Origin of the sequence: Chryseobacterium sp. Y16C (assembly GCF_022488405.1) — a bacterium.
Taxonomy (GTDB): Bacteria; Bacteroidota; Bacteroidia; order Flavobacteriales; family Weeksellaceae; genus Chryseobacterium; species Chryseobacterium geocarposphaerae.
Window position 1 is genome coordinate 3,612,329 of sequence record NZ_CP092711.1, and the last position, 23,459, is coordinate 3,635,787.

The following is a 23,459-nucleotide window of genomic DNA, read 5'->3' on the forward strand; positions in this document are numbered from 1 at the left end:
ATGAAGGAACAGATTGTTTATGAAGACAACCATATTTTGGTGGTTAATAAAAAAGTCGGACAGCTTGTACAGGGAGATAAGACCGGTGATGAATCATTATTAGAATTAATCAAAGACTTTATAAAAAAAAGAGATGATAAACCGGGGAATGTTTTCCTCGGTTTAGTTCATCGTATCGACAGACCGACTTCAGGTTTGGTGATTTATGCTAAAACTTCCAAAGCTCTATCTCGTCTGACTCAAATGGTTAAAAATAGAGAGGTCGAGAAAACGTATTGGGCAGTTGTGGCAAAAGAAATGATTCCGAAATCTCAGAGGTTGGTGCATTATCTAAAAAAAAATGAAAAGAATAATAAAGCTATTGTTTTCCCAAAAGCTACTGATGGAGCAAAAGAAGCAATTCTTACGTATAATGTAATTAAAACATTAGACAATTATCTTTTACTGGAAATCGATCTGGAAACAGGAAGACATCATCAGATCCGTGCTCAGCTGTCAAAAATCGGAACTCCAATTAAAGGAGATTTAAAATACGGTTCACCTCGTTCAAATTCAGACGGAGGAATTAACCTTCATGCCAGAAAACTGGAATTTATTCATCCTGTTACTAAGGAAAAGATAGAAATTATTGCTCCCGTTCCACAAAATGATGCGGTTTGGAGGGCTTGTGAGGATTAAACTATTTCAAAACCATAAATTTTCATCTTCAGGGATGAATATACAATTGTAAAAAAATAAGTCATATCAAAACTGATATGGCTTCCTTTTTTATTGAAAGCTTCATTGCTTTTTATTTACTTCTTTAATTTTAAGATAATTATCCTATTTTTTGGGAGTTATAAGCGATGAGCTTTAGATGTGATAAAAGGTTTAACCTATTTTCTAAAAAATATATTTAATCCTTGTTTATTATGAATAGATCAATGTTTGTGAGTTATTTTTGATAATTAAATTATATTTATTGATTAATTTTAATGAAAATACATATATTTAGACTGTGATTTTAAAGTTTAATATATGGTAAAAATTAACTACTTTTTCGATTCTACTGATAAGAATCCATCCATTCTGAGATGGCATTTTTTGCTGTCCTTTTGCTTAATATTCTTTATGCAACTCTCGTTCGCCCAGCTTTGGACAAATTCTTATTGCTCAGGATTACCAAGTACAACGCAAAGTAATACTTATGGACCCATGTACTCAACAGCGACCGCAAATTCCACAAGTAGACTTACTGCAATTTATCCTGCTTCTCAGCTAGCAGGAATAACTTCTCAAGTACTGACAAGTATGTATTTCCATACCGGAGCTGGAAATGCCGGAGGTATGTTGGGAACTCCTAATTTTAAGATATATCTTAAGGAAGTATCTAATTTGGACTGGGGATCAGGGGCATTAGACTGGACAACTGCTTCTACAGGGGCTACATTGGTTTATAATGGAAATCCGGCCTCGTTAATCGGAACAGGTGGAGGATGGAAACAGATTCCTTTTACTACTAATTTTACTTATTCCGGAACCCAAAATTTAGCAATTTTTCTGGAATATAATAATCCAACAGCAAATAATGCAATCACATGGTCTTATGAATTTACAAGCCCATGTGTAAGTGGCTCTACTACAGGCAATGAAACGAAATACAGTAATAATACCACAGGAACTTTACCAACTTCTTTGACATCAACTAATTCAAGAAGACCTTATATTGGATTTGATTATGTTGTCACTTGTCCTGCGCCAACCAATACTACCATTACAGGAGTTACAACAAATGGAGCGGCTATCAGCTGGACCGCTGGTGGAACCGAAACTTCTTGGAATTATGCAATACAACCGGCTGGAAGTGGAGTTCCTACAACATATAGTACTGCTACAACTACTACTTTAAACCCTTCAACTCTTAATCCAAATACGAATTATGAATTTTATGTAAGAGCTGCTTGTGGAGGAACCAATGGTAATAGTGTATGGAAAGGACCATATACATTTAAAACATTATGTGCTCCAACAACCATCATGTTTGAAAATTTCGATACTACGGCTACAGGAAGCGTTGTTCCAAGCTGTTGGGATCGTATTGTTCCTGCTACATCGGCAGGATCTCAAACAGTTAGTACAACCACACCGGCTTCCACTCCTAATAATATTTACCAGTATGCTACATCATCTCAGAACCCGGTAATTGTTGTCTTACCTGTATTCAGTAATATTAATGCTGGAACTAATTGGTTGAGATTCAAGGCAAGAATAAGTTCCGGGACAGGGGGAGCTTTAACGGTAGGTTATGTGACGAATGCTGCGGATGCTTCTACATTTGTAACTCTTCAGACGCTTACCATAAACAATACCACCTTTACTTCCACCGATGCGGAATATACAGTAGCTGTACCTAATACTGTACCTGCGAATGCAAGATTGGCGATTAAAAACGCAACAGACAGTAAATCATATTATTGGGATGATGTATATTGGGAAGTAGCACCGACTTGTTTTCCGCCTTCCAATGTTGCGGTTTCTGCTATTGCGGCAACTACTACACAGGTTTCTTGGACGGCAGCTTCACCGATTCCATCAGGAGGATATAATGTATATTACAGCACATCAGGCACAGCTCCAAACAGTTCTACGGTACTGAATTCTTCAAATTCTGTATCGTCGGCTACGACATCGGCTACAATTAGTTATTTAACACCGGCTACTCCATATTATGTTTGGGTAAGATCCAATTGCGGGAATGGTGATTTTAGCTCATGGACTCAGGTAGCTGTACAATTTTCTACCTTATGTCAACCACCCGCTATCACAGCAACGACAGGAGCTAATGTTTGTGGAAGTGGAACAGCTACTTTAACAGCAACAGCTGATACAGGAGCTGATATTACCTGGTATGATGCTGCTACAGCAGGGAATCAGGTTGGAACTGGGGCTTCTTTTACAACACCTTTATTAACAACGACAACAAATTATTGGGTAACGGCCTCAACAGGATCAACAGCTTATGTAGGGAAAGACACGCCGGTTTCTACTACAGGAAATAATGGATGGAGTGATGTGGGTTTAGTATTCAATGCTTTAACAAATACTACTATTCAAACAGTTGATGTTTATCCTATGGGAAGCTCTTCAACAGGAACGCTTACTATTGCATTAAAAAATTCTGCAGGAACTGTTCTTCAGACTAAAACGGTCAATGTGAATGTAACATCTGCAGGAGTGCTTAATACAATTAACTTAGATTTTCCGGTTCCGGCAGGTACGGGATATAGATTGGTTGTTACAGCGCAAACAGGTCTTACTTATCTTGTAAGAGAAAGCAGTTCAGGATTTACATATCCTTATACATTACCAGGTGTCATTTCAATTACATCTGCGTATACGAGTGGAGCAAGCTCTTCTTACTATTATTATTTCTATAATTGGAAAGTGAGCACAAAATGTGAATCTGCAAGAACTATGGTAACTGCAACAGTGGATTCTACTTGCTTGGGAACTTCCGAGGCAGAAGCTAAAGAAAATGTAAAAGTTCATCCAAATCCGTTTACAGAAATCATCAATATTAACAAATCTGAATTGGTGAGAACTGTTAAAGTAATAGATGTTTCAGGTAAGTTAATTAGAACGATAAATAATCCTCAATCTTCTATAAATTTACAAGACATTTCGGCAGGACTTTATATTTTGACTTTAGAAATGAAAGATGGCACTCACCAGTCCATTAAGGTGATTAAGAAATAAAAAACAAAACAAATATTTAAATAAGAGCGGTGTTTATTCATCGCTCTTTTTTATTTTCAAAAGACAAAATTTTGCTCATTTCAAAAAAATGTCTACCTTCGTTTCAACTTTAGGGGTGTCTGTTGATAAAACAGGCTGAGATTTTACCCTTTGAACCTGATTTCTAGATCATACTAGCGTAGGGAAAAGTGAGATGACTTTGCTGTACATTCTACTGTACAATGGCGGGCATTCCTAAAGTATATTTAAAAATTTAGGAATGGAGCTCACAATCAATCACACACTCAGAACTTTTGATGTACTTCCTGAAACACTGGAAGCATTACTTGCTATTGAAATACCCCAAAAACGGAAAGGTATTGCCGTAGCACTCAACAATCGCATTATTCCGCAGCCGTTCTGGTCGGAAACATTTCTCAGCAACAAAGATTCAATTTTAATTATCACTGCTACTCAAGGCGGTTAATCTTTATAAAAACATCATTATATGGCTCATAACATTACACGTTCGCCGTTTCCGAACTCAAAAAAAATCTATGTTGAAGGGAAAATTCACCCGATTAATGTAGCAATGCGTGAAATAGAACTAAGCCCGACAAAATTGTCCAACGGAGCTTTAGAACACAATCCATCCGTTACAGTTTACGATACATCGGGGCCTTATACGGATGAAAATTCTGAAATCAATATCGAAAAAGGACTTCCAAGAATCAGGGAACAATGGATTTTAGACAGAAATGATGTCGAAATTCTTGATGGAATTACTTCTGAATACGGAAAAGCCCGTCTTGCTGATTCAAAATTAGACGAACTGCGTTTTTCTTATAACCACAAACCGAAAGTGGCTAAAGAAGGACACGAAGTTACCCAGTTATACTATGCAAAACAGGGAATTATCACTCCTGAAATGGAATACATTGCCATTAGAGAGAACCAAAGAATTGAGCAGTTGGATTCTGTTTCAAAAGATATGGCCTTTCAGCATCAGGGGAATAGCTTTGGAGCAAAAACTCCTAAAAATAAGATCACTCCTGAATTTGTAAGAGATGAAATTGCAGCCGGAAGAGCAATTATTCCGAATAACATTAACCACCCCGAAAGTGAACCAATGATTATCGGACGAAATTTCTTGGTTAAAATTAATGCCAACATCGGAAACAGTGCGGTTTCATCAAGCATTGAAGAGGAAGTTGAAAAAGCAGTCTGGGCTTGCCGATGGGGTGCAGATACGATCATGGACTTATCAACAGGAAAAAATATTCATGAAACCAGAGAATGGATCATCAGAAACAGCCCGGTTCCGATCGGGACGGTTCCGATTTATCAGGCATTGGAAAAAGTAAAGGGAGTTGCAGAAGAACTGACCTGGGAAATTTTTAAAGATACCTTGATTGAGCAGGCAGAACAAGGGGTTTCTTATTTCACGATCCACGCCGGTGTTTTACTGAGATATATTCATTTAACCGCAAAACGTGTGACTGGAATTGTTTCCAGAGGGGGATCTATTATGGCAAAATGGTGTTTATACCATCATAAAGAAAACTTTTTATATACCCACTTCGAAGAGATCTGCGAAATCATGAAAAAATATGATGTTGCATTTTCTTTGGGAGATGGTCTTCGTCCGGGATCAATTGCTGATGCCAATGACGAAGCACAGTTTGCAGAATTGGAAACTTTAGGAGAGCTTACAAAAATTGCATGGAAACATAACGTTCAGGTGATGATTGAAGGTCCCGGTCACGTTCCGATGCATATGATCAAAGAAAATATGGATAAACAGCTGGAAGAATGTCATGAAGCACCATTTTACACTTTAGGTCCATTGACTACGGATATTGCGCCGGGTTATGATCACATCACTTCGGGAATCGGAGCTGCAATGATTGGATGGTTCGGATGTGCGATGCTGTGTTATGTAACCCCGAAAGAACATTTAGGACTGCCCAATAAAGAAGATGTAAAAGTTGGAGTGATTACTTATAAATTGGCTGCTCATGCTGCTGATTTGGCGAAAGGACACCCCGGAGTGCAGTACAGAGACAATGCACTAAGTAAAGCAAGATTTGAGTTCAGATGGGAAGATCAGTTTAATCTTTCACTAGATCCGGATACGGCAAGATCTTACCACGATGAAACGCTTCCTGCGGACGGAGCCAAAATTGCGCACTTCTGTTCAATGTGCGGACCTAAATTCTGTTCCATGAAGATTACACAGGAAATCCGTGAATCTGCAGAAAAAGGAATGCTTGATAAATCATAGGAATTCATTGAAAAAGGAAAGGAAATTTATATATGATCGTCGTAATCACTCCCGAAGAAATTATTCAAAACGAAACTGAATTGATCAATGAATTATTTCAGGAAGGATTGGATTTGCTGCATATCAGAAAGCCCTTTATCAGCTTAGAAGAAATGGCGGATTTTATTCAAAAGATAGATTCTGCATTTCATTCTCAACTGGTTTTGCACAGTCATTATGACTTAGCGAAAGATTTTAAGATTTCAAGACTTCATTTCAGGGGAATTGACAGGCAGAATGGTTTGCATCAATCATTTAAGGATAAAATTATTTCAACTTCTGTGCATGATATTGAAACTTTCAATGGATTGGGTAACGAATGGGAATACGCATTTGTCAGTCCGGTTTTTCCGAGTATTTCTAAAAAGGGGTACGGAGAAAATTCAATTATTTTAAATGATATTATAAGACGGGAGAATTCAAAAGTGAAACTGATTGCTTTGGGAGGGATTGATGAAAGTAATATTCATGAAGTTTTTAATAATGATATTGACGGACTGGCTTTATTAGGAGCAATTTGGGAAAATAATAAACCAATACAAATTTTCAAAAAATGCAGACAAAACGCCCTTTCGCAATGAGTATTGCAGGCTTTGATCCAAGTGGTGGAGCCGGCTTGCTGGCAGATATAAAGACGATGGAGCAATTAAAAGTTCAGGGATTGGGAATTTGTACGGCAATGACCTTACAGACGGAATTACAGTTTTTTAATCTTCAATGGAGGCCGATAACAGAAATTGTATTGGAAATTGATGTTTTAATGAAAAGCTACCCCATTGAAGCCGTGAAAATCGGGGTGGTAAAAAATGTGGGGTATTTAAATGAAATTATTACTAGGATTAAATTAAATAATTCCGAAACCAAAATTGTTTGGGATCCTGTGTTAAAAAGTACTTCCGAGTTTTCTTTTTTTGATCTCAATACAATTTCGCAATTAAGAAGTCCTTTGAAACAGATTGATTTAACTACTCCAAATTATGATGAATACAAGGTTTTACAAGAGAATCATCTTTTTAAAAACCTTGAAAAACAGTGCTCAGTTTTAATTAAAGGAGGTCACAGAAAAGACAAATTAGGAACAGATATTTTAATTCAAAACAGGAAAGAAATATCTATTGAACCCAATGATACGGTTTCCGATTTTTATCCAAAACATGGCTCGGGTTGCGTGCTTTCTTCTGCAATTGTAAGCCATTTAGCAAAAGGTGAAAATTTAGAAACAGCCTGTAGAAAAGGAAAACAATACATTGAACAATTTTTAACAAGTAATTCTTCTTTATTGGGATTTCACTCTTAAAATTATGATGAAACGCCTTTGTGAACTTAAAAACAGTAGTAATTAAAAAATCTTAGCGCTCTTAGCGTTAAAAAATAAAAAATGGAAAAATTACAATACATCTCTCAGGGCTTTACCATAGAAGATCAGGAGCTGAATATCCGAAAAGCTCTTGACAATGGAACACAATGGATTCAAGTTCGCTGGAAGAATGCTCCGGAGCAGGAATTCATAAGGCTTTGTGAGATTTCGAAAAAATTATGTTCAGATTATCATTCGGTTTGCATAATAAACGATCATGTTCAGATTGCAAAAGATCTTGATGCCGATGGTGTTCATTTGGGTTTGAAAGATACTTCGATTGAAACTGCGAGGCATATGTTAGGAAATCATAAAACCATTGGAGGAACAGCAAACACAATTTCGGATGTTCTCCAGCGAATGAATGAGCCGTGTGATTACATTGGTTTAGGACCTTTACGATTTACTTCCACTAAAGAACAGCTAAGTCCTATTTTAGGATTTGAAGGATATCAGAAGATCATTGAAAACTTAAAAGAAAGATCTTTAGAAATTCCGAAAATATTTGCAATTGGCGGAGTTGTTTTAAACGACATCGAATTATTACAGCAAATCGGAATTTATGGGGTCGCCGTTTCAGGACAAATTACGAATCAACCCTCGGTAATCAGTGAATTTAAAACAGTCCTTCAGTTATGATTATAAATGAACTTAGAAAAATAAAAATCAGATGAAAAATCAACCGCTAATAATTGCAGACAGAACTTTCGAATCAAGATTGTTTTTAGGAACAGGGAAATTCGGGAACCTTTTAGAAATGACCGATTCCATCATTGCTTCGGGCAGTGAAATGGTAACAATGGCTTTAAAACGTATTGATTCGCAATCCTCAGAAGATGATTTACTGAGTGCATTAAAACCTACAAAAGCTCATCTTTTGCCCAATACATCAGGAGCAAGAACGGCTAAAGAGGCAGTTTTGGCGGCACAATTGGCAAGAGAAGCTTTGGAAACCAATTGGGTAAAACTGGAAATTCATCCCGATCCAAAATATTTATTGCCTGATCCAATTGAGACTTTATATGCTACAGAAGAATTGGCAAAATTGGGGTTTGTTGTGATGCCATATATCCATGCTGATCCTGTTTTGTGTAAACGTCTTGAAGATGCAGGAACTGCAGTGGTAATGCCTTTAGGAGCGCCAATTGGGACCAATAAAGGACTGAAAACCTTAGACTTTTTAGAAATTATTATCAGCCAAAGCAATGTTCCTGTTGTAGTAGATGCGGGAATCGGAGCGCCTTCTGATGCGGCAAAAGCAATGGAAATGGGAGCGGATGCCGTGTTGGTAAATACAGCAATAGCAGTTGCAGGAAATCCGGTAAATATGGGATTAGCTTTTAAAGAGGGTGTAATTGCCGGAAGAAGAGCTTTTGAAGGTGGTTTAGGAGCAATTGCGCAACATGCAGAAGCTTCAAGTCCGTTGACTTCCTTTTTGTTTGATTAAAAATTAATTTTTATGAAAAGTTTTAAAGATTTTTTTGAAAGCTATCAATGGGATGAAATTAAAGCAAAACTTGAAAAAGTAACTTTAGCCGATGTTGAAAGAAGCCTTCAAAAAAAGAATAAAACAATCGAAGACTTTCTGAATTTTCTTTCACCTGTTGCCGCTCAGAAGTTGGAAATAATGGCAAAAATGACTCAACAGCTTACTCAAAAACGTTTCGGAAAAACGATTCAGCTGTACGCTCCGTTGTATCTCAGTAATGAATGCCAGAATATATGTACTTATTGCGGTTTTAGCTTAGATAATTCCATTAAGAGAAAAACGCTGACTGATACAGAATTGATGATTGAAGCGACGGTTTTAAAATCAATGGGAGTGAATCATGTATTGCTGGTAAGTGGGGAAGCGAATAAAACTGTCGGAATTGAATACTTTCTGAATGCTGTGAAATTATTAAAACCTCATTTTGCCAACATCTCAATAGAAGTTCAGCCTTTATCTGAGGAAGAGTATCTGCGGTTGCATGAAGCGGGTGTAAATGCGGTTTTGGTTTATCAGGAAACTTATCATCAGGAAGTCTATAAAGAATATCATCCGAAAGGAAAAAAATCAAACTTCAATTTTCGTCTGGAAACTCCGGATAGAATTGGGAAAGCCGGAATTCATAAAATGGGATTGGGCGTTTTATTAGGTCTTGAAGACTGGAGGGTTGACAGTTTTTTCAATGCCCTTCATATTGATTATCTTCAGAAGCAATACTGGAAGAGCAGATATTCAGTTTCTTTTCCAAGGCTTCGACCGGCTGAAGGAATTATTGAGCCCAATTTCATCATGTCAGACAAGGATTTACTCCAATTGATCTGTGCTTACAGAATTTGGAATGAAGAGTTGGAAATTTCTATTTCAACCCGGGAAAATGAAAAGTTCAGGGATCATATCATATCACTGGGAGCAACGGCAATGAGCGCGGCTTCAAAAACCAATCCGGGAGGATATGCGGTTGATAAAGAATCTTTAGAACAATTTGAGACCAGTGATGAAAGAAGTATGGATGAAATAAAAAAAATCATTAAAAAAGCAGGCTATGATCCGATTATGAAAGATTGGGATGCTGTTTATAGTGGAGTTTAAAGGTATTTAAACCATTAAGAATACATGAAGGAGTTAAGTATAATTAAGAAAATAGTTGAAAATATTTTTAGCGCTCAGCTTATTTTATTTACTTGTGAATACTTAATTTTTCTTCACTTCTAAATAAAATCTTAATAGTTCAAATAAATCAAAAATATAAAATGAAAAACGAAGATGTTTTTGCAAGATACAGTCGGCAGATTTTTATTGAAGAAATAGGTTTGGAAGGTCAGCGGAAAATCAGGAATGCTAAAGTGCTCGTTATTGGAGCAGGAGGATTAGGAAGTCCGGTTATTCAGTATTTGGCAGCAGCAGGAGTAGGTAAGTTAGGAGTATCAGATTTCGATGAAGTTGAATTGCATAATTTGAACCGACAGACTATTCATAATGAAAATTCTGTCGGAATTTCTAAAGTGAAAAGTGCTGAAGAATTTGTGAAAAATTTAAATAAGCAGGTGAAATTTATTTCCATTGAAGAAAAAATTGATGAGTCAAATGTAGAAGACATTATTTCCCAATTTGATGTGGTAGTTGATGGTTCGGATAATTTTAAAACGAGATATTTAGTTAATGATATTTGTGTAAAATTGGAAAAGTCTTTAGTGTACGGAAGTATTCTTGGTTTTTCAGGACAGGTTGCGATTTTTAATTATAACGGAAGTAAAAATTTGCGAGATATTTTCCCTGAACCTCCTTTCGATGAAAATCTTCCGGATTGCGACAGCCTGGGAGTTTTGGGTGCATTACCAGGAATTGTAGGAAGTATGATGGCCAATCTGACCTTAAAAATAATAACGGATTTACCTTTACAATTGAATCAACTCACATTAATTGATACGCTGGAATGGAGATTTCAGACGGTTGATTTCTAAATTATATTGTTAAAGAGAGCGAGTCAGCAAATATTTGCTGACTCGTTCTTTAGGTATGCTTTAATTATTGTCCTTGCTGCATTACTCCTGTATTTTCTTCTTTTTTGGTTTGATTTAAAATATTGGCATCTTCTTTTGCCAGTTTATTTTTTGTAGGAATTTTATAATTAATTGATAATCCGAAGTTTCTGGTGTCATATTTATTTCTCAAAATAACACTTTCGCCTCCTCCGGGAGGGTTCGAACGTACCTGCATCACCTGTCCGTTGAAAATATCATTCGCAAAAACAGAAACCGTCAGACGATTATCCATAAATTTCTTTGTTAAAGTGATATCAACATTATTATTGAATGGCTTTTCTGCAGTAAAGTAAAAATATCCTGCTTTTGGAGTTAAATAACTGTAATTTGCAGTCAATTTAATGTCTTTCGGTAAAATGACCTGAGCCATTACATTGAAGATCCAAAAACCTTTATTATTTAGGTTATCAATATCATGTTTTTGATAACCCGCATATAGATACATGAAATTAATTTTATCAGGATTAAAATTAAACTTCATAATCTCACTCAGAGGTTTGCTGAAAATCATAAACGGAACCGGTAATCCGAGATTAAAATTATGAATTTTCATGTCTGAAATATTCACCTGTTCATTGTAAAGATTTTTTCCGTCTTTTCTGATGATCTGCGCAACCTGATTTTTCGCAGAACTTACGCTGTATCCAATGAAAGCATAATCGAATGCTGAAATTTTCAATTCATAATTATCAAAAATTGTCGGCTGTAGATTTGGGTTACCTGTAACCTGTGTATTGGGTCCCTGGAATGTTGTGTTATTTGGATTCAGTGCGGAAATACTCGGTAAGCTGATCTTCTTATTATAATTCGCGGCTACATAGACCTGATTCATTAAATTATACTGAACACTTGCATTCGGGAATAATTTAAATTTATTGAAAGGAATTAAATCCTTCTGAATAACCGAATTCGTGCTGTCAATAACTCTTGTAACTCCCGAAATATCGTAGTTTTCGGCGCGCGTTCCTAAGATGAAATCAAACTTTTTAAGTTTAGCCTGAAATTCCAGATAGGTTGAAGTTGTCTGTCTTTTGTATTCTAAATTGGTTAAACCCTTACTTTCCGTATCAAAATCCTGATTTTCATATAAACCTCCTAAGCTTACTTTTCCGCCATCTAAAATTTTGATAGGTTGAGAATAGTCAACTTTGAAATTAGCGATTCTCATGTCAGATTGGTTATTTAGAACATTTCCTCCGACAATTGAAATCGCTTGATTGTTATCTGTATATTTTCCTGTTCTGAAAATATTATCCTGATCAAACTTACTGTCAGATTTTGTATATCCAAACTGAAAATCTAGTTTTTGAGCTTTATCCGCAAAACGTTTTTGGTAAGTAACCACTGCTTCCTGTCTCACATTATTAGTATGGGCTGCATCAGACGCATCAAATATGAAATCTCTATATTGATATTGTTGTGGAGTTGTATTAGGAATTTTAATGGTTTCAATTCCTTCCCCACTACTCAAAGTATAATTATCGTTATTATTGTGATAAATATCGTAGTTCAATAGTAATCTGTCCTGTCCAAGATCAAAAGTTAAGCCTGATTTTGCAAAATATCCACGACCGATTCTGTCTGTATTGCTCAGCAATAAATTATCCTGATTCGTATTCAGCATGCTTTCACGGTAATTCTGGCCAAAATTCAATTGCCATCCGAATAATTTATTTCGGGCATTCAGATTCATAGAATTGCTTGTTCTGCTTCTGAATTTATCATAATTCGTAAAAGAATAATTTCCTGAATATGTTGCTGTTAAATATTTATTCGCATTTTTATTCGTAATAATATTCATGATCGCGCCACCGGAAGTGGCAGGAAATTCTGCACCGGGTTGCGTAATCACTTCGATTCTGTCAACTGAATTTGCGGGCATTCCTTCAAGGAAGGAATTTAGTTCGTTTGAAGTAATATTTAAAGGTCTTCCGTTTAAATAGACATCCAGTACTTTCCCCTGATACATCATTCCGGCGATGTCTGTAGAAACCAATCCCGGAAGTTTTTTAATCCCTTCTAAAACGTTTCCGTTATTAAGGTGAGGCTGTTCAGAAAAATCAAAAATCGTACGGTCAGCTTTTTGTTCAACGGCTTTTTTAGTTTTGATGAGTGTTACTTCCTGTATTTCTTTTTCTTTTACTTTAGTTTCCTTATTTTCCTGGGCAAAAATGAACCCGGAAGTTAATAGTGAAATAGCTAATATAGTTTTCTTCATTGTGAGATTTATATATAGTTTGACGAAGAAAAGTGAATTTTGTTACAAACTATTTCAATTAAATAGATTATTTTAAATAATCAAGAGTGTTTTCCAGTACATATTTGGGGCTTCTTCTCAAAAAATCCATGAAGAATGCTGTATGGGTTCCTCCCATCAAAATAAATATTCTGTCGTTTTTATCAGTTTGAATTTGATTTAAATTAGAAAACATGACCAGATTTCGATGGTAAAATTTTGCAGCTTCATCTGCTCCTTCAGATTTGCCTTTTGAAGAAACATATGTAAGAATATCCGCATTGATGTTGATTAAGCTTTCCAGATACTTTGGCTGATTATTAAGTTGAAATAATTGCTGAAACGGAATTCCTGCTTCCGGATTTATTTTCTCGTTTTCTTCGACCAGTTTCCAGTAATCTCCAGTGGTTTTTTTATCTACTTTTTGGGAAACAAGTCTTTCAACTCTATAATTGTAGCTTTCTTTATAGTCTATTCCGTAAATTTTCTTTGCACCGCTTAACCTTCCCACTTCATAAGCAAGAAGTTCCCTTTCATCAGGATTCTTAAACTTTGTATCCGGATTTTTTATATAATTAAGATAATCGATATTTCGTATACTGTCGTTCTTAGGAAGATCTTCAATGATGATAATAGTAGGTTTAAATTTTGCCAGCATTTGGGCAATTTTTTTAACTTCATTCTGATTGTTGAGATTATGCTCATCAAATTCAGTACTGGTGGCATCAGAAGTTTCTCCCATATGAAAAGTGGCGACATTCAACACAGGAACAGCGTTGTCAAACTTATCTTTAAATTCAAACTTTTGGGCTGTCACTGAAACGGAAAAAAAGAACAACGTAATAATTGTGGGTAGTTTTTTCATAGTCATTTTATTTACTTTAATGAATCAAATTCGATGTAATCAAATTCTGGTGATGAGGTAAATAACTGTCTTAAAACCGAAGCATGACCATTTCCAACCACTACTAAGATCCGATCTTCAGAATTATGAGGAATATTCTGAATATTTCTGAACATTCTAAGGTTTCTGTTGTACCAGTACAAAGCCAGCATATCCGCGCCATCGTGTTCTCTTAGCTTAAAATCACCATTCAAATAGGCGCCATATTCATACTGATGATATTCTTTACTGTTCATGAATTTGAACATTTCAAGAAGAGATTTGAAGTTTTTAGGCTCTGTACTTTTAAAAAAGCTATTATACTGTTTTGAAATGACATCATCACTTAAGAAATCATAATCCGCACTTAGATTTTTAAAATATAGAGAATCTGTCTTTCCGAATCTTTCCTGCAAATCGTCCAAAACAGATTCGGCATCTATGCTATATAATTCATTTAGGTTACATTCTTTCGCTGTACGCATCGCAATTTGGTATCTTTCATCTCTTTTATTTGTGTGTTTACCTTCTTTATATTCTTTTAATTTCTGATTGGCATTCCAGCTCGGAAATGCTTCAATCGCAATCTTTGTGGGCTTAAATTTTTTGATGTAATTGACAAGCTCAGCCACTTCCTGTGAAGTCTTGGGAGATAAAACATCGACCTGATCGTTTTTTTCCGTTTTGTGAGCATCAAGATTAGGATAATCAAAATGGAATGAACCCACCACTAGAACTTTCGTTTTAGGATTTGGGAAATATTCTGATGGTTTTTTCTGTGCAGAAATGAATGTTGATAAACAAACTAAAACCGTGTATAACAATGTTTTCATGAGATTGATTTTTGACAAATTTATAAGCCCTATGATTGATGTGAAATATTGTTTCGACCAACGCAGAATGAAGTAGGATAAAACAATTTTCATCGGATAAAATGAACCATTTGTCGAAAAATAAGGTTTGGACTTATTATAAAATCTATTTTTGTTGTATGAAAATAAGCAAGCTTTTTTATCTACATCTTTTCTTCTGGGTAATTTATGTAACGGGTGCTGTTCTCGTTCCTTATTTTGTTTTTCATTCGAAGCATACGATTTTTAACATTACCTTTTTTATTACAAGTATTACTTGCTTTTATGTTAATTATTTTATTGTAGTTCCGAAGTTTTTTGACGCAGATAAATTGTATAAATCCTTTTTTGCTTTTTTTCTTAGCGTTGCTGCATTTGTGATGGTAAGATATTTTGCAGAAGAGATGTTTTTACCTCAGTTTTTCGGTATCAGAAATTATGAAAAAGGAATAAGTTTCGTGTTTTATTTTTTTGATAATATTTTTTACAGCAGTACAACAATTTTCATCAGTACAACTTTTTGGTTTTTTAAATATTCCATTAAGACAGAACAGGAAAAATCTGAACTCATTGAAGCTAGAAAGACAGCGGAATTACAGGCTTTAAAAACACAAATCAATCCGCATTTTATTTTTAATTCTTTAAATAATATTTATTCTTTGGTTTATCAAAAGTCGGATACAGCGTTACCTGCACTTGAAGAATTGAGCCAGCTATTACGATACAGTACAAAAGATTTAGAAAAAGATTTCATCAGTTTAGACAAAGAAATCGGATATATTGATAGTTTGACGGCTTTGGAAAAATTAAGAATCAAAAATCCTGAATTATTAGTATTTGAAAAAAATATCAGTCATCCTAAATTGAATATCTCACCAATGATCTTGGTTCCTTTTGTAGAAAATGCGTTCAAACATGGAGATTTCCGTGATAAAGGTTTTCTAATGAAAATTTCGGATAACAATCAAATCTTGCATTTTTATCTTTTAAATTATAAAAAAGAAAGAATGAAAGATTCAGTTTCGGGAATCGGAATTGAGAATGTTAAAAAGAGACTGGAAATCCTCTATCCTAAAAAATATGAATTGAATATAAAGGATTCGCAAACAGAATTTGTCGTAGATTTAAAAATTGATTTACGAAATGAATAAGATTAGATGTATTGTGGTAGATGACGAACCCTTGGCAATTTCGCTTTTGGAAAGTTATGTTCAGAAAGTTCCTTTTCTTGAGCTGGCTTTCTCTACCGAAAATCCTATAGAAGCATTAGAGTTTATTCAGAATAATGAATCTGATCTGGTTTTTCTTGATATTCAAATGCCTGAACTTACAGGAATCAATTTCATGAAGATTTTAGGAAATAAGCTGAAATATATTTTAACAACAGCTTACTCCGAATATGCTCTCGAAGGATATGAGCACAACATTGTTGATTATCTTCTAAAACCGATTTCCTTTGAACGGTTTTATAAAAGTGCTTTAAAGGCACAGGAGCGTTTTGTTATCAATGAAAATAAGGAAGATGCTCATTTCTTTGTAAAATCATCCGGACAGCAGCACAGAATCAATTTTGAAGATATTTTGTATGTGGAAAGCATCAAAGATTATGTCAATATCCGAACATCAGAACAGGAATATATTGTTTTGGATACGTTGAAATCAATGGAACTACAGCTTCCTGAAAATTCTTTTGTAAGGATTCATAAATCTTTTATCCTTAATTTAAATCAGATTAAAAATTTAGGCAGCAAAAAAGTGACATTGCTTACTGAGCAGGAGATCCCGATAGGAGAGAGCTACAGAATGAACCTTCTGGCTAAAATAAAGTGAAAAAGCAACTTCAGATGAAGTTGCTTTTTCTATGATTAATTAAATCTAACAATTAATTTTTCTCTTGTTGTTTAATCAGATTCAAAGCTGATCCTGCTTTAAACCAGTCAATTTGCTGATCATTATAAGTATGATTAGCCATAATGATATCCTTAGTTCCATCTTTGTGAATGAATTCCAAAGTCAATTGCTTTCCTGGAGCAAACTGGTCAAGATCTAAGAAGTTTACGGTATCATCCTCCAGGATTTTATCATAATCTGCTTCATTAGCGAAAGTAATTCCCAACATTCCTTGCTTTTTAAGGTTCGTTTCGTGGATTCTCGCAAATGATTTTACCAGTACTGCTTTTACACCAAGATGTCTTGGTTCCATTGCAGCGTGCTCTCTTGAAGAACCTTCCCCATAGTTTTGATCTCCAACAACGATCGTAGGAACTCCGGCAGCTTTGTAAGCTCTCTGTACAGCAGGAACTTCGCCATATTCACCGGTTAGCTCGTTTTTAACTTTGTTAGTTTCCATATTGTAAGCATTTACAGCTCCGATCAACATGTTGTTTGAAATGTTATCAAGGTGACCTCTGTATTTCAACCATGGTCCTGCCATAGAAATATGGTCGGTTGTACATTTTCCGAAAGCTTTGATTAAGACTTTTGCTCCGGTAATGTTTTTACCATCCCAAGCCGGGAATTCTTCTAGTAACTGAAGTCTGTCTGAAGTAGGACTTACATTCACAACAACGCTTGAACCGTCTTCAGAAGGAGCCTGGTAACCGTTGTCGTCTACAGCGAATCCTTTTTCCGGTAGTTCAAACCCTTTAGGCTCATCTAATTTTATTTGCTCTCCAGCTTCGTTGGTTAAAGTATCTGTAATCGGGTTGAAGTCTAATCTTCCTGAAATTGCAACAGCAGCTACCATTTCCGGTGAAGCTACGAAAGCATGGGTATTTGGGTTACCGTCTGCTCTTTTCGCGAAGTTTCTGTTGAAAGAGTGGATAATGGAGTTTTTCTCTCCTTTTTCAGCACCTTCTCTGTCCCATTGTCCAATACAAGGTCCGCAAGCATTCGTGAAGATTCTTGCATTTTCAAATTTTCTGAAAGAATTTAAGAATCCGTCTCTTTCAGCTGTGAATTTTACCTGCTCAGAACCAGGGTTAATCCCTAGAATAGCTTTTGGCTTAACTCCTTTAGCTACCGCATCTTCAACAATAGAAGCTGCTCTTGATAAATCTTCATAAGAAGAGTTGGTACAAGAACCGATTAATGCCCATTCCACTTCCAGAGGCCATCCGTTTGCTTCTGCTTTAGCCCTGAATTCAGAAACAGGTGTTGCCAAATCCGGAGTGAAAGGCCCGTTTAAATGAGGCGCTAATTCAGAAAGGTTGATTTCGATTAATTGGTCAAAATATTGTTCAGGATTTGCGTATACTTCAGGATCACCCGTTAAGTGTTCAGCAATTTTATCAGCAGCATCTACTACATCCTGTCTTCCTGTAGCTGTCAAATATCTTCTCATAGAGTCATCGTAACCGAAAGTAGAAGTGGTAGCTCCAATTTCAGCACCCATGTTACAGATAGTACCTTTACCTGTTGCCGAAAGAGATTGAGCTCCTTCTCCGAAATATTCTACGATGCATCCTGTTCCTCCTTTTACGGTAAGGATTCCTGCTACTTTTAGAATAACGTCTTTTGCAGAAGTCCATCCGTTCATTTTACCGGTTAACTTTACCCCGATCAATTTTGGCATTTTAAGCTCCCAAGCCATTCCTGCCATTACGTCCACTGCATCAGCACCACCAACTCCGATAGCCACCATTCCTAAACCACCTGCATTTACCGTATGAGAGTCCGTACCGATCATCATACCTCCTGGGAAAGCATAATTTTCCAATACTACCTGGTGGATGATCCCAGCTCCCGGTTTCCAGAAGCCGATTCCGTATTTATCACATACAGAACTCAAAAAGTTGAAAACTTCCGAGTTTTTATTGATTCCTTCCTGTAAATCTTTATCAGCTCCTACCTTCGCCTGAATCAGGTGGTCGGCGTGAGCAGTTGAAGGAACAGCAACCTTAGCTTTTCCGGCCTGCATGAATTGTAAAAGAGCCATTTGCGCAGTGGCATCCTGCATGGCAACTCTGTCCGGTGCAAAGTCTACATAAGAGTTTCCTCTTTCATATTCTTGTGTTGCATTTCCTTCCCAAAGGTGAGTGTAAAGGATTTTTTCTGAAAGGGTAAGAGGTTTTCCCACGATCTGTCTTGCAGCAGCAATTCTCTCAGGGTAACGCTCGTACACTTTTTTGATCATATCAATATCAAAAGTCATATCTAATTTTTTTATTCTTTTTTATAGGTTTTCCGTGATTTAGGCGGAATTTATACTCAATGCTATATATCAAAATCTATTCCTACGCTTTATATAAAGGATAAATAGGATAAATGATTGAAATATTTTATGACTATGAATTTAAGGAAAAAATGATTTTTTAACATTGATGTAGGGTAAAATAATTGTTATTTGTCTTAAATAGAACGGTTCTAAACAAAATGGAAGACTTCAAAAAGAAATCTCCCATTTAATTATTGTAAAAATAGTCTTCGACTATTATGTGCTCATATTAATGACCAACTGCTACCAATTCTTTGATAGGAGGAACGAAAGTCGTCAAGTCGATTCCTTCAACAGCTGTTTTGTACTCATCGATGCTTGGAATTCTTCCCATTACAGCTGATAAAACAACTACAGGAGTCGAGGCCAATAAAGATTCTCCTTTTTTACGTTCAGAGTCTTCAACCACTCTTCCCTGGAATAGACGGGTAGAAGTCGCTAAAACGGTATCTCCTTTTTCAGCTTTTTCCTGGTTACCCATACAAAGGTTGCACCCCGGGCGCTCAAGGTACATCATGTTTTCATACTGAGTACGGGCTTCTCCTTTTGGAGCAGCATCGTTGAATTCAAAACCTGAATATTTTTCCAGTAATTCCCAGTCACCTTCAGCCTTTAATTCATCAATAATGTTATAAGTAGGAGCAGCTACCACCAATGGAGCCTGGAATTCTACTTTACCATTTTGCTTTTCAAGATTTCTCAACATCTGAGAAACGATTTTTAAATCCCCTTTGTGAACCATGCAAGAGCCCACGAAGCCAAGGTCAACTTTTTTCTCACCTCCGTAGTAAGTAAGATCTCTGATAGTGTCGTGCGTATATCTTTTAGAAACATCTTCGTTGTTTACATCCGGGTCAGCGATCATCGGTTCTACGATGGCATCAAGATCAACAACTACTTCTGCATAATATTTAGCATTGGCATCAGGAGTTAAAGCTGGTTTTTCACCACTTCTGATTTCAGCAATTCTTTTATCTGCTTTTTCAATTAATCCTTTAAGAACCTGATTGTGATTATCCATACCTTTGTCAATCATGATCTGGATTCTGCTTTTTGCAATCTCTAAAGATTCAATCAAGGTATCATCCTGAGAGATACAGATAGAAGCTTTAGCTTTCATTTCTGCGGTCCAGTCTGTGAATGTAAACGCCTGGTCAGCCGGAAGTGTTCCGATATGAACTTCGATAATTCTTCCCTGGAACACATTTTCTCCGTCAAATTGCTTCAGCATCTGAGCCTGAGTTGCGTGAACCACATCACGGAAATCCATATGCTCCTTCATTTCTCCTTTGAAAGTCACTTTCACAGATTCAGGAATCGGCATTGAAGCTTCACCTGTTGCCAAAGCTAGAGCTACCGTTCCGGAGTCAGCTCCGAAAGCAACTCCTTTAGACATTCTTGTGTGAGAGTCGCCTCCGATAATGATTGCCCATTCGTCAACGGTAATATCATTAAGAACTTTGTGAATAACGTCTGTCATAGAATGATATTCACCTTTCGGATCACGAGCTGTGATTACCCCGAAATCGTTCATGAATTTCATTAATTTAGGAATGTTTGTCTGTGCTTTTTTATCCCAAACTGAAGCGGTGTGGCATCCAGACTGATAAGCTCCGTCTACAATTGGAGAGATCACTGTTGCGGCCATAGATTCCAATTCCTGAGCGGTCATTAAACCCGTTGTATCCTGAGATCCAACGATATTTACTTCAACACGAACATCAGAACCTGCATGTAAAACTTTTCCTGGTGTAACTCCTACTGCATTTCTGTTGAAGATTTTTTCAACGGCAGTAAGGCCTTGTCCTTCGATAGAGATTTCTTTAGAAGGAGCAAAAACCGTTGGAGGAGTGATTCCTAAAGTTTTTGCAGCAAATGTCTGGATTTTTTTACCAAATACGATGGCATAAGAACCTCCTGCTTTGATAAATTCTAATTTTTGAGGAGTAAATGATTTTGAAATATCTTTCAGTTCTTTATCTCCGTTGTATAATTTTTTAGTTTTTGTATTGATGGTAAGAACAGTTCCTGTAGCTACGGAATAAGCTTCTTCCAATACTGGTTCTCCTTTTTCGTTTCTTACTAACTCTCCATTCTCATCATACTTTTTAACCCAGTTTTGAAGGTCGATTCCGATACCTCCGGTTACATCAACTGTTGTTAAGAAAATAGGAGAGATTCCGTTTGTTCCTCCAACGATCGGAGCAATGTTTACAAACGGTACGTAAGGACTTGCCTGTTTCCCCGTCCAAAGAGCAACATTATTTACTCCGGACATACGGGAAGAACCAACACCCATCGTTCCTTTTTCAGCGATCAGCATTACACTTGCATCAGGATGTTGAGCCTGTAAAGCTTTGATTTCTTCCTGAGCTTGAGGAGTAATCATACATTTTCCGTGCAATTCACGGTCAGATCTTGAGTGTGCCTGATTACCAGGAGAAAGCAGGTCGGTAGAAATGTCACCTTCGCCAGCGATGAAAGTTACCACTTTGATTTCTTCAGCAACTTCAGGAAGTTTAGTGAAGAATTCTGCTTTTGCATAGCTTTCAAGGATTTCTTTTGCAATTTCATTACCGCTTTCATAAGCTTCCTTCAGTCGGTTGGTATCTGCATCATAAAGGAAAACCTGAGTTTTAAGAACTTTTGCAGCTTCCTGAGCGATAGCAGCATCATTACCTAAAGCTAAGTCCAACAATACTTCGATGGATTTCCCTCCTTTCATATGAGATAATAATTCGAAAGCGAAAGCGGGAGAAATTTCCTCTACTACAGATTCGCCAAGAATGATTTCTTTTAAAAACTGAGCTTTTACACCTGCAGCACTTGTTGTTCCTGGTAAAGTGTTATAAATGAAAAAATTAAGAGAGTCAGCCCTGTATTCATTAGCTGTATCTTTAATTTGTGCGATGATTTCGCTTAATAATTCTGCACTGTCAATTGGCTTTGGATGTAGCCCCTGGTTTTTTCTTTCTGCAATTTCTTGGATGTAATCCTGATACATATTCATAATAATAGAAGTCTTTTCAATCTTTAGGTAGATTATAACAGAGTTTCATATCTTAGTTCTGAGCGACTTTAGAAGATCACTGAATATAATCTGTGTTGTTTTTTTAAAGAGTTTGGGTATAATATTTGATGAAAAACATACTCTAAGAATATTGTTTTTGTAAACTTATGTCAGAAATTATTTCTTTATAATGTTTTTATATTATCAAACGCTTAAAAATGTTCCCAAAATTACGAATTTTTAAAATTTTATGAGAATTAATTTATTTAGATTCTTTATAAATATGATTTTTAAATAATCTATTATATTTTGATCTTCAAAGTATTTGAGTATTACAATCTTTTTCAAAATGTTAAAAATATGCGTATTTTAGTATCACAAAAACAAGCCATGAAAAATATTTATCAACTCTTTGCAGTATTTCTGTTTAGTGTACTTCTTTCGCAGTCCAGTCATGTTGTTTCCAAAAGTGAAACACAATTTCCCGGAACCACACAGTTTGCCAGAGTAAATCCTAATCGTCCCGATTTAATATCGCTGTACGGAGATGTTCCCTTGCTTATCCCCAAAAGGGAAAATGGTAAGGTAGGTTATGTCAATCAAAAAGGGCAAATGATCATTCCTGCAGAATTTTATATTGCCATGTTTTTTGCGGAAGATTGTAATCTGCTTAATTCTCCGAATGAAAGTGTAAGGAAATATGGAAGTAATGAATATGCGACAGTAGAGAAAGATCAGATTTCTTACAGGATTGATGTTTATGGAAAAAAAGTTTACCGTTATAAAGATTCGGATTTAGGAAAATGTAAAAACACCTATATAAAACAAAAATATGGCGTTTATAAGGATAAGTATCTTTTCGGATTGGGAGATAATAATCTCTATAAAAATTCTAAAGTAACTTTTAGGTTTCAGATTGTTCCTCAATATGAAATGTTATATGTTCTGGAAGGCAATGATTTAGAAAATCCTATGATGGTGGCCGTTGCCAACAACAAATTCGGTGTGATCAATAAAGATAATAAAACCATTATTCCTTTTGAATATGAAGATATTAAATTGAATTACAGCTGGAAACTTGGAGGGATGTTTGAGGTCTCAAAAGACGGTAAAAATTACTACTATGTAGACGTCAGAAACAAAAAATATTAAAATTGTCTAGCCGTAAGCAGAAAAAATCCTAATTTTGCAGTCGAAATAAAGGGGTGCTGTAACAGGCTGAGATTATACCCAACGAACCTAGAACGGGTAATGCTGTTTAGGGAATTCGGCTTCAGAGCTGAAACTGTATAATATCTTATCAATCCCCTTTTATTCATTAAATTTTAAAAATTTATA

18 protein-coding genes and 1 riboswitch are annotated in these 23,459 nt (G+C 35.9%); of the genes, 13 read left to right on the forward strand and 5 right to left on the reverse strand.

The window, feature by feature from the left end; all coding sequences use genetic code 11:
* The 10 genes from MKS83_RS16345 to MKS83_RS16390 all read left to right on the forward strand — a co-directional run bounded on the left by MKS83_RS16345 (position 1) and on the right by MKS83_RS16390 (position 10,844).
* Positions 1-678 carry an RluA family pseudouridine synthase gene (locus tag MKS83_RS16345; protein WP_240580480.1) on the forward strand — a complete coding sequence of 226 codons (678 nt, stop codon included), beginning with the start codon at positions 1-3 and terminating at the stop codon, positions 676-678.
* 432 nt (positions 679-1,110) lie between these two features.
* The gene (locus MKS83_RS16350; RefSeq protein WP_240580481.1) at positions 1,111-3,735 is read left to right on the forward strand and encodes a fibronectin type III domain-containing protein; all 2,625 of its coding nucleotides are present in this window, start codon (positions 1,111-1,113) and stop codon (positions 3,733-3,735) included.
* A 101-nt stretch (positions 3,736-3,836) separates the two neighbouring features.
* Positions 3,837-3,937: riboswitch (TPP riboswitch) on the forward strand.
* Positions 3,938-3,994: 57 nt separating this feature from the next.
* On the forward strand, positions 3,995-4,201 hold the full coding sequence (gene thiS / locus MKS83_RS16355) for a sulfur carrier protein ThiS (RefSeq protein WP_240580482.1): 207 nt from the start codon (positions 3,995-3,997) through the stop codon (positions 4,199-4,201).
* Positions 4,202-4,222: 21 nt separating this feature from the next.
* Positions 4,223-5,998: a phosphomethylpyrimidine synthase ThiC gene (thiC, locus tag MKS83_RS16360; RefSeq protein WP_240580483.1), complete on the forward strand. Its 1,776-nt coding sequence runs from the start codon at positions 4,223-4,225 to the stop codon at positions 5,996-5,998.
* 32 nt (positions 5,999-6,030) lie between these two features.
* A complete protein-coding gene (locus tag MKS83_RS16365) occupies positions 6,031-6,618 on the forward strand; it encodes a thiamine phosphate synthase (protein ID WP_240580484.1) in 588 nt (195 codons plus the stop codon).
* Positions 6,591-7,334 (forward strand): hydroxymethylpyrimidine/phosphomethylpyrimidine kinase, encoded by a 744-nt coding sequence (locus MKS83_RS16370; RefSeq protein WP_240580485.1) that lies wholly within the window; start codon positions 6,591-6,593, stop codon positions 7,332-7,334. Before MKS83_RS16365 ends, MKS83_RS16370 begins: the two co-directional genes overlap by 28 nt.
* Positions 7,335-7,415: 81 nt before the next feature.
* Positions 7,416-8,033, forward strand: coding sequence for a thiamine phosphate synthase (locus MKS83_RS16375; RefSeq protein ID WP_240580486.1), 618 nt, complete (start codon positions 7,416-7,418; stop codon positions 8,031-8,033).
* Positions 8,034-8,064: 31 nt separating this feature from the next.
* On the forward strand, positions 8,065-8,841 hold the full coding sequence (locus MKS83_RS16380; protein ID WP_240580487.1) for a thiazole synthase: 777 nt from the start codon (positions 8,065-8,067) through the stop codon (positions 8,839-8,841).
* A gap of 12 nt (positions 8,842-8,853) precedes the next feature.
* Positions 8,854-9,972, forward strand: a complete 1,119-nt coding sequence (gene thiH, locus MKS83_RS16385) for a 2-iminoacetate synthase ThiH (protein ID WP_240580488.1) — start codon at positions 8,854-8,856, stop codon at positions 9,970-9,972.
* A 161-nt stretch (positions 9,973-10,133) separates the two neighbouring features.
* Positions 10,134-10,844 (forward strand): HesA/MoeB/ThiF family protein, encoded by a 711-nt coding sequence (locus MKS83_RS16390; protein WP_240580489.1) that lies wholly within the window; start codon positions 10,134-10,136, stop codon positions 10,842-10,844.
* Positions 10,845-10,908: 64 nt separating this feature from the next.
* Here MKS83_RS16390 and MKS83_RS16395 read toward each other — a convergent pair whose 3' ends face one another.
* From MKS83_RS16395 to MKS83_RS16405, 3 genes are all read right to left on the reverse strand, one after another.
* Positions 10,909-13,143, reverse strand: coding sequence for an outer membrane beta-barrel family protein (locus tag MKS83_RS16395; RefSeq protein WP_240580490.1), 2,235 nt, complete (start codon positions 13,141-13,143; stop codon positions 10,909-10,911).
* A gap of 67 nt (positions 13,144-13,210) precedes the next feature.
* Complete coding sequence (locus tag MKS83_RS16400) at positions 13,211-14,026, reverse strand: DUF5694 domain-containing protein (protein WP_240580491.1); 816 nt, start codon at positions 14,024-14,026, stop codon at positions 13,211-13,213.
* 11 nt (positions 14,027-14,037) lie between these two features.
* A complete protein-coding gene (locus tag MKS83_RS16405) occupies positions 14,038-14,877 on the reverse strand; it encodes a DUF5694 domain-containing protein (protein WP_240580492.1) in 840 nt (279 codons plus the stop codon).
* A 158-nt stretch (positions 14,878-15,035) separates the two neighbouring features.
* Here MKS83_RS16405 and MKS83_RS16410 point away from each other — a divergent pair, with 158 nt between their 5' ends.
* Both MKS83_RS16410 and MKS83_RS16415 read left to right on the forward strand, forming a co-directional pair.
* Entirely contained in the window at positions 15,036-16,046 is a 1,011-nt protein-coding gene (locus MKS83_RS16410; RefSeq protein WP_240580493.1) for a sensor histidine kinase, read from the forward strand.
* On the forward strand, positions 16,039-16,725 hold the full coding sequence (locus MKS83_RS16415) for a LytR/AlgR family response regulator transcription factor (RefSeq protein WP_240580494.1): 687 nt from the start codon (positions 16,039-16,041) through the stop codon (positions 16,723-16,725). The genes MKS83_RS16410 and MKS83_RS16415 overlap by 8 nt, the downstream gene beginning before the upstream one ends.
* A gap of 52 nt (positions 16,726-16,777) precedes the next feature.
* Here the strand turns inward: MKS83_RS16415 and MKS83_RS16420 are convergent, their stop codons facing one another.
* Together MKS83_RS16420 and MKS83_RS16425 are read right to left on the reverse strand one after the other, a co-directional pair.
* Positions 16,778-19,048 carry an aconitate hydratase gene (locus MKS83_RS16420; RefSeq protein ID WP_240580495.1) on the reverse strand — a complete coding sequence of 757 codons (2,271 nt, stop codon included), beginning with the start codon at positions 19,046-19,048 and terminating at the stop codon, positions 16,778-16,780.
* Between the two features lie 292 nt (positions 19,049-19,340).
* On the reverse strand, positions 19,341-22,121 hold the full coding sequence (locus MKS83_RS16425) for a bifunctional aconitate hydratase 2/2-methylisocitrate dehydratase (protein WP_240580496.1): 2,781 nt from the start codon (positions 22,119-22,121) through the stop codon (positions 19,341-19,343).
* Between the two features lie 360 nt (positions 22,122-22,481).
* Between MKS83_RS16425 and MKS83_RS16430 the strand changes: the two genes are divergently transcribed.
* Positions 22,482-23,273 carry a WG repeat-containing protein gene (locus tag MKS83_RS16430; protein ID WP_240580497.1) on the forward strand — a complete coding sequence of 264 codons (792 nt, stop codon included), beginning with the start codon at positions 22,482-22,484 and terminating at the stop codon, positions 23,271-23,273.
* The last annotated feature ends 186 nt before the right edge of the window (positions 23,274-23,459 follow it).